This window comes from Gammaproteobacteria bacterium, from assembly GCA_028819075.1.
GTDB lineage: Bacteria > Gemmatimonadota > Gemmatimonadetes > Longimicrobiales > Gaopeijiaceae > BD2-11.
In genome coordinates, this window is the sequence record JAPPMM010000030.1 from 1 (window position 1) to 10,507 (window position 10,507).

General features: G+C 70.3%; 12 protein-coding genes. All 12 read left to right on the top strand.

All coding sequences use genetic code 11. The annotated features are described in order from the left end of the window. A partial coding sequence (locus tag OXU32_07425) for a type IV secretion system protein (GenBank protein ID MDE0073796.1) occupies nt 1–905 on the top strand: 905 nt, incomplete at its 5' end. Between the two features lie 20 nt (nt 906–925). Then, nucleotides 926–1,612, top strand: coding sequence for a VirB8/TrbF family protein (locus OXU32_07430; GenBank protein ID MDE0073797.1), 687 nt, complete (start codon nt 926–928; stop codon nt 1,610–1,612). After that, nucleotides 1,609–2,541 (top strand): hypothetical protein, encoded by a 933-nt coding sequence (locus OXU32_07435; protein ID MDE0073798.1) that lies wholly within the window; start codon nt 1,609–1,611, stop codon nt 2,539–2,541. Before OXU32_07430 ends, OXU32_07435 begins: the two co-directional genes overlap by 4 nt. A gap of 307 nt (nt 2,542–2,848) precedes the next feature. Then, nucleotides 2,849–4,885, top strand: a complete 2,037-nt coding sequence (locus tag OXU32_07440; GenBank protein ID MDE0073799.1) for a TraM recognition domain-containing protein — start codon at nt 2,849–2,851, stop codon at nt 4,883–4,885. Beyond that, nucleotides 4,882–5,883, top strand: a complete 1,002-nt coding sequence (locus OXU32_07445) for an ATPase, T2SS/T4P/T4SS family (protein MDE0073800.1) — start codon at nt 4,882–4,884, stop codon at nt 5,881–5,883. The genes OXU32_07440 and OXU32_07445 overlap by 4 nt, the downstream gene beginning before the upstream one ends. A gap of 4 nt (nt 5,884–5,887) precedes the next feature. After that, nucleotides 5,888–6,094, top strand: a complete 207-nt coding sequence (locus OXU32_07450; protein ID MDE0073801.1) for a hypothetical protein — start codon at nt 5,888–5,890, stop codon at nt 6,092–6,094. Next, nucleotides 6,091–7,125, top strand: a complete 1,035-nt coding sequence (locus tag OXU32_07455; protein ID MDE0073802.1) for a zincin-like metallopeptidase domain-containing protein — start codon at nt 6,091–6,093, stop codon at nt 7,123–7,125. The genes OXU32_07450 and OXU32_07455 overlap by 4 nt, the downstream gene beginning before the upstream one ends. A gap of 18 nt (nt 7,126–7,143) precedes the next feature. Continuing rightward, entirely contained in the window at nt 7,144–8,025 is an 882-nt protein-coding gene (locus OXU32_07460) for a hypothetical protein (GenBank protein ID MDE0073803.1), read from the top strand. A gap of 18 nt (nt 8,026–8,043) precedes the next feature. Further along, entirely contained in the window at nt 8,044–8,358 is a 315-nt protein-coding gene (locus tag OXU32_07465) for a hypothetical protein (protein ID MDE0073804.1), read from the top strand. Next, complete coding sequence (locus tag OXU32_07470) at nt 8,355–8,780, top strand: hypothetical protein (GenBank protein ID MDE0073805.1); 426 nt, start codon at nt 8,355–8,357, stop codon at nt 8,778–8,780. The genes OXU32_07465 and OXU32_07470 overlap by 4 nt, the downstream gene beginning before the upstream one ends. Then, nucleotides 8,761–9,921 carry a site-specific integrase gene (locus tag OXU32_07475; protein MDE0073806.1) on the top strand — a complete coding sequence of 387 codons (1,161 nt, stop codon included), beginning with the start codon at nt 8,761–8,763 and terminating at the stop codon, nt 9,919–9,921. Before OXU32_07470 ends, OXU32_07475 begins: the two co-directional genes overlap by 20 nt. Before the next feature lie 188 nt (nt 9,922–10,109). Then, nucleotides 10,110–10,507, top strand: a 398-nt coding sequence (locus tag OXU32_07480) for a DNA methyltransferase (protein ID MDE0073807.1), incomplete at its 3' end; no start/stop codon positions are given.

A 10,507-nucleotide genomic window follows, 5' to 3' on the forward strand; every position in this document is an offset into this window, starting at 1 on the left:
TCGACGTGGTGCTCGACACCGTCGTCGGCGGGGCCGCGCCCGACGTTCACACGCTTGGGCTCCAGCTCTGGGGCGGGCTCGCCGCCGTGATGGTCGCGTGGACCGGACTCAAGATCGCGTTCAGCGGCACGTTCCAGCCCTGGGAGATCGTCAAGCTCGTGATCGGGATCGCGATCCCCCGCACCCTGCTTCACTACTACGTCGTCCCGATCCCCGGCGTCGGGCTCACGTTCCCGGCCATGGTCGCCGGAGGCGGGATCTGGCTCCAGAACCTGTTCCTGTCCGACGTGGTGTCGGCCGGCTACACCGAGATGACCGCGCTCGTGCAGGCGTACTCCGCGCACCTGGGCGCGGCGTGGTCCACGGGCAACCTGCTCTCGGTCGTGACGGCGGGCGCGACCGTGATCTTCTCCTCGCTGGTCACGCTCGTGATGGGCGCTTCGCTCGTGGTTTGCCTGCTGGCGCTGTTCTGCGTGACCTACGCGCAGGTGATCTGGGCGCAGGTCGCCATCGCCATCGCGATCCTGCTCGGTCCGGTGTTCATCGCGTTCCTGCTCTTCGAGCCGCTCTCGTTCCTGTTCTGGGGATGGTTCCGGACCATGATGGTCTACACGCTCTACGGCGTCGTGGCCGGGGCCGTGCTGCGCGTCTTCATGGGCGTCGGCATGGGCTACATCACGACCTACGCCGATGCCCTGATGGGCACCGGCACGGCGGACCCGTTCGAGCTCTGGCTCTGGGCCGTCGTCCTCATGCCGCTCGTCGTCTCCGGCCTCATGGCCGGGCTCAAGGTCGGCGAGCTCGCCTCAATGCTCGTCTCCGGTTCCGGCTCCGCCGGGTCCGGGTTCGTCGCCCTCGTCATGCAGGGAGCGAGCAAAGCCGCCGTCCCTGTCAAGCCCGTCTGAGATCCTTGGAGATGCCCGGAATGAAGAGAACGCGAATGAATGGAGATGAAGGCGCGGGCCGCGAGTACGCGGAGATCTGGGGCGAGGCCGTGCAGGCGAACCGGAAGCTCAGGACGATCCTGATCTTCCTCTCGGCAAGCATCGTGCTCGGCGTCTTCGTCCTGCTTCGCATCGCGGGCGCGGAGCCGCCCAAGCCCATCGTGGTCCGGGTCGACGAGGTGGGCCGGGCCGAGGCGCTGGCCTACGAGGCCGCGACCGCGCAGGCCGATCCGCTCGATCCGACAACAAAATACTTCCTGAACCGGTTCGTCCACGACTTCCACTCGCGCCGCCGCGCGACGGTCCAGGAGCAATGGACGCGGAGCCTCCGGTTCCTGAGCACGGACCTCGCGAACGCCGCCTTCCAGAGGGACGGCGCCGAGGTGGCGGCCACGGCGGCCGGAACCGCCGGGACCGAAATCGAAGTCGAACAGGTCGTGCTCCGCATCCATCCCGCGCCCGCGCCGCCGCACGGCGCGACGGCCGACTTCGACCTCGTGCATCTGAGGGGCGAGCAGGAACTGCGGCGCGAGCGCTGGTCGCTCACGCTCCGGTTCGAGTTCCTCGACTCGATCCCGAACGAACTCGTCGTCCACAACCCGATGGGGCTCCTCGTCACCTACATGCGGGCCGACCGGGCGCTCGTCAGCGGCGGGGAGGAGCGATGACGCTCCATCTCGACGGGCGCGAGAAGGTGCTCGGACGCTTCGGCTGGACGGGCAGGAAGGCCGAGTGGATCGCGCTGGTGTGCCTGCACAGCGGCGTGTTCACCCGGAGGCAGGCCACGCGGTTCCTGGCCACGCACCACGACCGGGCTCGCCGCATGGTTCACGCCCTGATCGCGCAGGGACTGGCCGCCGAGGAGACGGTGCCCGGCATCCGGGGGATCGGGCGGGTCTGCCGGATCTACTCCCGGCGGCTCTACCGGGCGTTCGGGGCCGAGCACATCCGGCACCGCCGCCCCGCATCCCCCCGGGTTCTGATGCGGCGCCTGCTCTCGCTCGACTACGTGATCGAGCACCCGGATCTCCCCTGGCTTCCGACCGAGCCCGAGAAGATCGCGGCGTTCGAGGCGCTCGGGATCGAGCGGAGGCTCCTGCCGTCCCGCCTCTACCGGGGCGCGGCGGGCGACACCCGCCGCTACTTCCCCGTCAAGCTGCCCATCGCCGTCGAGCCGGACCGCGCCGTGTTCGTATACGCCGAACCCGGCCACGACACCGTCAGCGGGGTCCGGTCCTGGGGGACGGCGCACCGGGGCCTCTGGAGCGCGCTCGCCCGGCGCGGCCACTCCGTCGAAGCCGTCGCCGTCGGACGCACGAGGGACGAGACGGAGCGCGCGCGTCGGGTGCTGGGCCGCTGGTCCGAGGACTCCGGCCGCGGCGAGGCGGACCCCGGCGTGGCCGACGAACTGGCCCGGATCGAGCGAGCGATCCACCGGGGTGCCGTGGAAGTCCTCGACGAGTACGGCGGGCTGCAAGCCGCGCTGAAGCGCAGCGTCGCGCTTGAGAAGGAAGCCCGCCGACAAGCCGGGCGGGGCGGACTGGGCCGCGCCCGCGCCTGGCGGACGACCCGTCTCGCGGGAGTCCTCTACCGATGATTTGCGCACCTCACGCGCCGCGGGTCATGGCCGCTCCCGCCCCCGAAAACGACACGGGGCGCCGATGCGCACCCCGGTGCTCCGGGCGTGCGCACCGGCGGGGCGGCGCAAGTCGCAGCGCCCGAACGTCTTGCGCCTCGACGGCCCGGACGGCCGGGGCCGCGCGGGCCGTTTCGGCGGGGCTGGGAGCGACCCCGCAGTCCGAGGGCCTGCTACGGGTTCGGGGCCGTGCGCGTTTGCGCACCCCGGGCCCCGCCCCCTCGGGTCGCTCCCAGCCATCGATCCTTTCAGGAAGGAGGTTCGGCCGATGAAGTCCGGCACCCTCGCCATCATCGGGGCCGCCGTCGGCGCGACCGGCGCCCGGGCGCTCAAGGCGCCGTTCCCGCCCGCGGACGCGAACCCGTATCTCGACCTGATCGCCTGGCACGATCCGGCCCTGCACGCCGCCGTCCGCGTCTGGCATTACGCGTGGCCCGCCGTCGCCGTCGTGCTCGCCGGATCGCTCGTCCTCTCGGTCTGGCGCGTCTGGCTCCAGCCGCTCGTGAGGTTCCGGCGGCGGGGCAGGTTGCCCGAGTGGCCCAACTCGCCCGGGGACGGCGCGCCCTCGGTCGTGGTCGGCGAACTGCACCATCCGACCGTGCCGGAAGAGAGCGAGCGGCCGTCGTGGCTCGTCATCCCCGAGAAGGGGCTCTACACCGGGCTGCTTGTCGTCGGGGCCGTCGGCACCGGCAAGACCACGGCCTGCATGTACCCGTTCGCGCGGGAGCTGCTCCACTGGCGGGCGGACGACCCCAAGCGCAGGGCGGGCGCGCTCGTGCTCGAAGTCAAGGGAGACTTTTGTCACCAGGTCCGGAGCATCCTGAGCGAGGCCGGGCGGGAGGACGACTACCTCGAAATCGGGTTCGGCGGCTCCTGGCAGTGGAACCCGCTCGACGATCCGCTGCTCGACTCCTACTCGATGGCCTACGGCGTCGCGTCCCTCATCAACCAGCTCTTCGGCAAGTCCCGCGAACCGTTTTGGCAGCAGGCGTACACGAACCTCGTCCGGTGGATCGTCGAGCTTCACCGGCTCTTGCCGGGGGGCTGGGTCACGCTCCGCGACGTATACCGCTGTACGGTGGACCCGGAGCTTCTGGCCGCGAAGATCGGCGAGGCGCGGGCGATGGCCGACGAGGTCCGTCCCCTCCGGGCGATGATCGCCGCCACCGACCTGACCGAACACAAGAACGCCCTCGAAGACGCGGCCTGGGAGGCCGTGCCCGGGACCGCGAGGGTCGGATGCAGGCTCGATCCGCCGCTGCGGGCGAAGCTCAAGGAACTCGGCGTTGCGTACGAGACGGAGCCCATCGGAGGCGATGCCGGGAAAGAGTTCGCCGAAAGCGTCGAGGCCATCGAGCGGTGGTACGACAAGGACTGGTCGGCGCTCGACGCCAAGCTCCGCACCTCGATCGTCGAGGGGATCAGCGTCTTCCTCTCGCTCTTCGACCAGCCCGAAGTCGCGGGCGTGTTCTGCCCGCCCCCGCCAAACGACGATGCCCCGTCCAGGCGGGCGGACGGCGACGACGGGGAGAGGCCCCCGGAAGTCCCGGCCATGCCGGGCCTCCGCCGGAGGCTGCCGCCGCTCGCCGAGTTGATCGAGGGCGGCAAGGTGCTGGCGCTCAACATGCCAGCCGGGGCGAACCCGGCCTTGGCACGCGCCATCGGCGTGCTGCTCAAGAACGCGTGGATGCAGGCGCTGCTCCGAAGACCCGCCGAGGCGGCCCGCCGCCCCGGCCGCTACATGCGGCCCGCCGTGTTCATCTGTGACGAGTATCAAGCGTTCGCCACCGTAGGGCAGGACGACCCCTCGGGCGACGAGAAGGCGTTCGCGCTCACGCGGCAGTGCCGCTGCATCCCCATCGTCGCCACGCAGTCGCTCTCGTCGCTCCGCTCCGTGCTGCCCTCGGGCGAGGCGTGGCGCACGCTCGTCCAGACGCTCCGGACACGGATCTTCCTGTCGCTTTCCGACGAGGCTTCGGCCAAGATCGCGTCGGAGATGTGCGGGAGCGTCATGAAGACGCGGGCCTCCTACACGTTCACCGAGACCACGGGCAGGCCCGAGTTCTCGCTCCTGTCCGGCCGCGCCGGCGGCGGACGCGGCACCATCGGCGCGAGCAAGTCGTTCCGTCGGCAGAGCGAGCCGGTGTTCACGCCGCGCGAGTTCGGGTTGCTCGCCAACTACCAAGCGGTCTGTCTTCCGTACGACGGCGTGAAATCGCTTCCGGCGACCCGCGTCTACCTGAAGCCCCACTACCTGCCTCGCGAGACGGGCTACTGGCGGCTCCGGGAGGAGGGGCGGATATGAAGCGCGCCAGCGGCGTCGGCCACCTCGCCCCGTTTCTCCCGGGGTTGGAATCCCTGCTCGAAGACCCCGGGATCTCCGAGATCATGATCAACGGTCCCGGCAACGTCTGGATCGAGCGTGCCGGAAGGCTGGAGCCCCACGAGGCGCCCGGACTCACCGCCGCCTGGCTCCACCGCGCGGCAATCCACATCGCCCGGCCGCTCGGGCTCGATCCCGCCGCGAGGCCGGTCCTCGACGCCCGGTTGGGCGACGGATCGCGGGTCGCCATCTGCACGCCGCCCGCCGCGCCCGAGGTTGCGATAACGATCCGCCGGTTCGGGGGAAGGGCGTTCTCCGCCGAGAACCTCGTGCGCATGGGGTCGCTGCCGGAGCCGGTGCTCGAAGCCGCGAGAGACACCCTTCTCGCCCGCCGCAACATCCTCGTGTCCGGCGGCACGGGATCGGGCAAGACGACGCTTCTGAACGCGCTGATCGAACTGCTGCCCGACGACGAGCGGATCGTCGCCATCGAGGACACGCTCGAACTCCGGATCGACCGCGCCAACTGCCTCCGGTTCGAGGCCGGAGCCACCCTCTCGGAGACGCCGGTCGAGATCCGCGACCTGGTGCGCCACGCGCTACGCCACCGCCCCGACCACATCGTCGTCGGCGAGGTGCGCGGGGCCGAGGCCGCCGATCTGCTCCAAGCGCTCAACACCGGACACGGCGGCTCGCTCACCACCGTCCACGCCAACAACGCCCGCTCCGCGCTCTCGCGCCTCGCCAGTTGCGCCATGCAGGCCGGGGACGCGCTCCCCTGGGAGGTCACCTGCCGGGGCGTCGTGGACGGCATCGCGCTCGTGCTGCACACGACCCGCCGGGAGGGCCGGCGGTTCGTCGAGGAGGCACTCGAAGTGCGCGGCTACGACGCGGCCACCGGCCGCTGGAACACCGCGCCCGTTTGGGGCGGGGCACCGAAGCCCCGCAAGGAAGCACCCACCCACACACCAAGGAGGTGAACGCATGAAGTGCGACGACCAAACCATCCGGGTCGAGACGTTCGAGGACTTCGACCGGGAGCTCGCCCGCGATGGCGGCGAGACGCTCGAAGTCGAGGCCGAACTGGCCAAGGAGTACGGACTCTTCCCCGAAGACGTGGGGAGCGAGGACGAGATCGCCGCCGCCTGGGACGACCCGCACGGCGCCGCCGGCGAGGAGGTGGACGCATGAACCACGACGAATACCACCGCAAGTTCGCCGACGCGATCATCGAGCAGATCCGGCAGGGCACCGCGCCGTGGCAGAAGCCGTGGGCGCCGGGCGAGCGCGTGATGCCCATGAACGTGGACACCGACCGCTCCTACCGGGGCGGGAACAGCCTGCACCTCGCCTCCGTGCAGCAGGAGATGGGCTACGGCGACGTGCGCTGGGGCACCTACCGCCAGATCCAGGCGCGCGGCGGACAGGTCAGGAAGGGCGAGCGCGGCACCCGCATCCTCTCCTTCCAGGACAAGAAGCGGATCGCCGTGACCGACGAGCAGGGTCGGCCCAGGAGGGACGCCGAGGGCAAGAAGGTCTACCGCTACGAGAAGCTCAAGGCGCCGTTCGTGCGCCAGTACACGGTGTTCAACGCCGAGCAGGCCGACGGGCTGCCCGAGCGCTCGAACCCGACGCCCGAGCCGCTCTGGAAGGTGCACCAGGAGGCCGAGCGGGTCATGGAGGATGTCGGCGTCCCGGTCCGCCACGTCCAGGGCGACCGCGCCTACTACCACATGAAGCGCGACGAGATCGTGCTGCCCGAGCGCGGGCAGTTCCCGTCGGCGAACCACTACTACCAGACCGCGCTCCACGAGCTGGGCCACAGCACCGGGCACAAGGACCGGATGAACCGCGAGACCCTCATCGAGGGGATCGACGGCGGGTTCGGCTCGCCCCAGTACGCGAGGGAGGAGCTCAGGGCCGAGATCAGCGCGATGATGACCGGCGAGCGCGTGGGCGTCGGACACGACCCGAGCAGGGGCGCGGCCTATGTCGAGGGCTGGATCCAGGCGCTCGAGGAGGACCCGCGCGAGATCCGGCGCGCCGCCGCGGACGCGCAGAAGATCTCCGACTTCGTGCTCGACCGGCACCGCGAGCGGGTGGCCGAACGCGACCCCGTTGCCGTCGCGGCGGTCCGCACGCCCGCGCAGGGACCGCAGAGGATCGTCGTTCCCGTGCCGAGGATCCCGGTCCCCGAGCGCGGCTTCGGGCCGAGCCGCTGATCCGTGAGAGGGAGAGAGATGTTCGGCCGCCCGGCCGAACCGGACCCCCGTTCCGCCGCGCCATCCAGCCGCAATCGCTTTCCGATGCGGGACGGCCATCGCCGAGAATACGCCGCGGGCCGGGACGGCGGGTCCATCTCCTTCCGCGACCGGTGCGCCCGGGCGCTGACCGACATCGGCGTCCACGGCGCGGTGTCGTTCCGCGACCTCGCGGACGCCCGCTTCGGCGGTCATCCGTTCACAACCCGGCGGGCCGTGGACGCCTGGATCCGCGACGGCATCGTCGAACAGCACACGGCCACCGGGCCGAGGGGCAACCCGTTCAAGGTGCTGACCCTCACCCGCAAGGGCGTGGCCGAGGCGCGTGAACTGGCCGCCGAGCGCGGGATGGATCCCTCGCAGGCGATCCGCACGGTGCGGGTCCGGGACACCGAGGCCGCACACGACACCGCCATCTACCGCGCCTGCCGAATCGAGCGGAGGCGGCTCGACGCACGGGGCGCCACCGTGCGGCGCGTCCGCCTCGACGCCGAACTCAAGAGCACCGTCGCGCGCGGCAGCGAGGCTGCGCGGAAGAGCGGCAGGCGGGCCGCCGATGCCGAACGGCACCGGATCGCGCGCGAACTCGGGCTCCCCCTGGACGACGAGGGGCGGGTGCTCTACCCCGACGCCCAGATCGAATACGAGGACGCGGACGGCCGAACCGGCCGCGTCAACGTCGAGGCCGTCTCCGGCAGCTACCGCGAGGCGGCCGTCCGCGCCAAGGCCGCCGCCGGGTTCGCGATGCACGCCAACGGACCCGCGGCGGCGGGGCTTCTCCGCAGGCTCGGCCTCGGTAGCGACAGCGGCTCCTGGCTCCGTGGTCCGGCCGACCGCGATCCCGCCACAGTCGAACTCTGAAGAAGAAGGAGAACCACGATGCAGCCCTGGAAGATCAGCGCGGGACTCACCGCCGCAATCGTCGGATCCGCGTTCCTGATGGGCGGTGCCCGCCTCGAATACCTCGCGCCCCACTGGCCAAGGGTCCTCGCGGAGCACGGAGTCGCGCTCGCGCTGCACGCCGCGCTCGCCCTCACCGCCGTCGCGGCCACGATCTACGCGGTTGCCCGCACCACCGGGCTCGCCGACCTCGGACGGCGAGTCGATCTCGCCGAACGGTCAGTGAGGCGCGGCGAAGGGGATGCCGGCCTCGCGGACTCGCTGCGACAGGACGACGAAGGAGACTGGAAATGACCCGGAAGTCCAGACGGAAGACCAAGCCCGCATCCGTCGAGGGTCTGCCCGCCGACTGGCGCGGGAAGGCCAAGGCGCTCCGGCGGTACGGGAGCGAGACCGCAGCTCTCGTGCTGGACCTTTGCGCCGAAGACCTCGAAACCACGATCCGCGAGCGCGACGAAACCACGCTGTCGCTCGTCGAGGCCGCCCGTGAGAGCGGCTACTCAAGGGAACATCTGGGCCGCCTCGTGCGCGACGGAAAGATCCCCAACGCCGGGAGGCTCAACGCGCCCAGGATCGCACGCATCCACCTGCCCCGGAAGGCGACGCCACCCGCCGTGCCACTGGTGCGGGACGCCCCGCGCCGCGAGCTTTCCAACAGGCAGATCGTGCAGTCCATCATCCAGAGAGGAATGGAAGATGGCACGCACGAAACGTGACCGGCGCTCGTACAGCGCCGGAGAATGGGGCCGCAACCGGGTGAGGGTGTTCCCTGATCCGAAGACCGGCCTCTACCAGATAGAGTGGCGAGAAAACGGGCGCAGGCTCACCCGGTCGCTCAAGCACCGCGACTGGAGGCGCGCGAAGCGGCAGGCCGACGAGGCCGCCGCCGGGTTCGCGAAGCCGGAGCCCAACGCCAAGCAGGAGGCCGAGCCCGGGCCGCTCACCCTGGAGACGCTCTTTGACATCTACGGTGAAGAGGTAACCCCGACCAAGACCCGGCACTCGCGGCAGCATGACCGGACCGCGATGAAGATGTTCCTCGGGTTCCTCGGAAGGAACCGCGACCCGGCAACGCTTTCCCAGAGGGACTGGGACCGGTTCATCCGGGCGCGCCGGGCCGGAAGGGTCGGACCGAGCGGAAAGCCCGTGTCGGACCGGATGGTCGAATACGACCTGAGGTTCCTGATCGCGGTCTTCAACTGGGCATCGAGGTCGAGGGACGAGCGGGGCCGGCTGCTGATCGAGTCGAACCCGCTCAGGGGCTTGAGGACGCCCATGGAGAAGAACCCCACCCGGATCGTTCTCACCGAGGACGAGTACCGGGCGCTTCTCGGGGTGTCCCGCAAGGTGGACTGGCGGTTCCGCGTCGCGCTCGTGCTCGCGCACGAAACGGGACACCGAATCGGAGCCGTCCGCAAGCTCCGGTGGGACGACATCGACCTCGACGGCGAAACCATCCGGTGGCGCAGCGAGCACGAGAAGACCGGATACGAGCACGTCACGCCCGTCACCCCCGAGGCGGTTGCCGCCTTGGAGGAAGCGCGGCGGCGGAACCCGGCGACGGGCGACGCCCCGGTCCTGCCTTCGCCGAAGGACCCCTCGTCGAGCGTGGCCACTTGGGTGGCCCGAGGTTGGTGGGACAGGGCCGAACGGCTCGCGGGACTGGAGCCCAAGCGCGGGCGCGGCTGGCACTCGCTGAGGCGCAAGTTCGCCAGCGACCTCATGGACCAGCCCCTGAAGGTGCTCTGCGAGCTGGGCGGCTGGAAGACGGCCAAGACCGTTCTCCAGTGTTATCAGAGAGCCGACGAGGGACAGCTCAGAACCGCGCTCGCAAACCGCCGCCGAGTTCGTACCTGATCCCGTTCGGCGGGAACCGAAGGGCGGGAATCAGACCCGCAAATCCCGTAAGCCCAATGATCGCAACAGATCCGAAATCTAAATCGGGCGTTGGATCAGCGACCAGAGGCCGTACGATCGCCGCACTGCTCGATTCGGAATCGCCTGTGTCGGGCGGGACCGGGACGCGCCTAAGTCCCGAGATCGCGGTGCCGGACACCGTTACGGGACGCTACATGGCGGGCGAGGACTTCGCCGTGACCGCGGGATGGGGCCACTTCGGGACAGGCGACGCCGTGATGCCCGGAAAGGGCCGCGTCGTCGAACGCGCCTATCAACCGGACGAGCACTCCGCGTTGGCCGAACACGTTGCCGTCCTCGGTGAGACGACCTTCGATGTGTACCTGAACGGCGAAGCCTTCTGGCGCAACCTCCCCTCCGCCATCTGGGACTACCGGCTCGGGGGCTACCAAGTGCTCAAGAAGTGGTTGTCGTACCGGGAGAGTGCGGTCCTGGGCCGGATACTTCGACCGGAGGAGGTCCAGCACTTCACCGACACCGCACGGCGCATTGGCGCGTTGCTGATCGCGACATCCGACCGACCCGA

What these genes read in the sequence shown, in the direction of transcription:
- OXU32_07440 (MDE0073799.1), top strand. Translation starts at nt 2,849, where the DNA reads ATGAAGTCCGGCACCCTCGCCATCATCGGGGCCGCCGTCGGCGCGACC.
- OXU32_07475 (MDE0073806.1), top strand. Translation starts at nt 8,761, where the DNA reads ATGGCACGCACGAAACGTGACCGGCGCTCGTACAGCGCCGGAGAATGG.
- OXU32_07460 (MDE0073803.1), top strand. Translation starts at nt 7,144, where the DNA reads ATGTTCGGCCGCCCGGCCGAACCGGACCCCCGTTCCGCCGCGCCATCC.
- OXU32_07455 (MDE0073802.1), top strand. Translation starts at nt 6,091, where the DNA reads ATGAACCACGACGAATACCACCGCAAGTTCGCCGACGCGATCATCGAG.
- OXU32_07450 (MDE0073801.1), top strand. Translation starts at nt 5,888, where the DNA reads ATGAAGTGCGACGACCAAACCATCCGGGTCGAGACGTTCGAGGACTTC.
- OXU32_07465 (MDE0073804.1), top strand. Translation starts at nt 8,044, where the DNA reads ATGCAGCCCTGGAAGATCAGCGCGGGACTCACCGCCGCAATCGTCGGA.
- OXU32_07430 (MDE0073797.1), top strand. Translation starts at nt 926, where the DNA reads ATGAAGAGAACGCGAATGAATGGAGATGAAGGCGCGGGCCGCGAGTAC.
- OXU32_07435 (MDE0073798.1), top strand. Translation starts at nt 1,609, where the DNA reads ATGACGCTCCATCTCGACGGGCGCGAGAAGGTGCTCGGACGCTTCGGC.
- OXU32_07470 (MDE0073805.1), top strand. Translation starts at nt 8,355, where the DNA reads ATGACCCGGAAGTCCAGACGGAAGACCAAGCCCGCATCCGTCGAGGGT.
- OXU32_07445 (MDE0073800.1), top strand. Translation starts at nt 4,882, where the DNA reads ATGAAGCGCGCCAGCGGCGTCGGCCACCTCGCCCCGTTTCTCCCGGGG.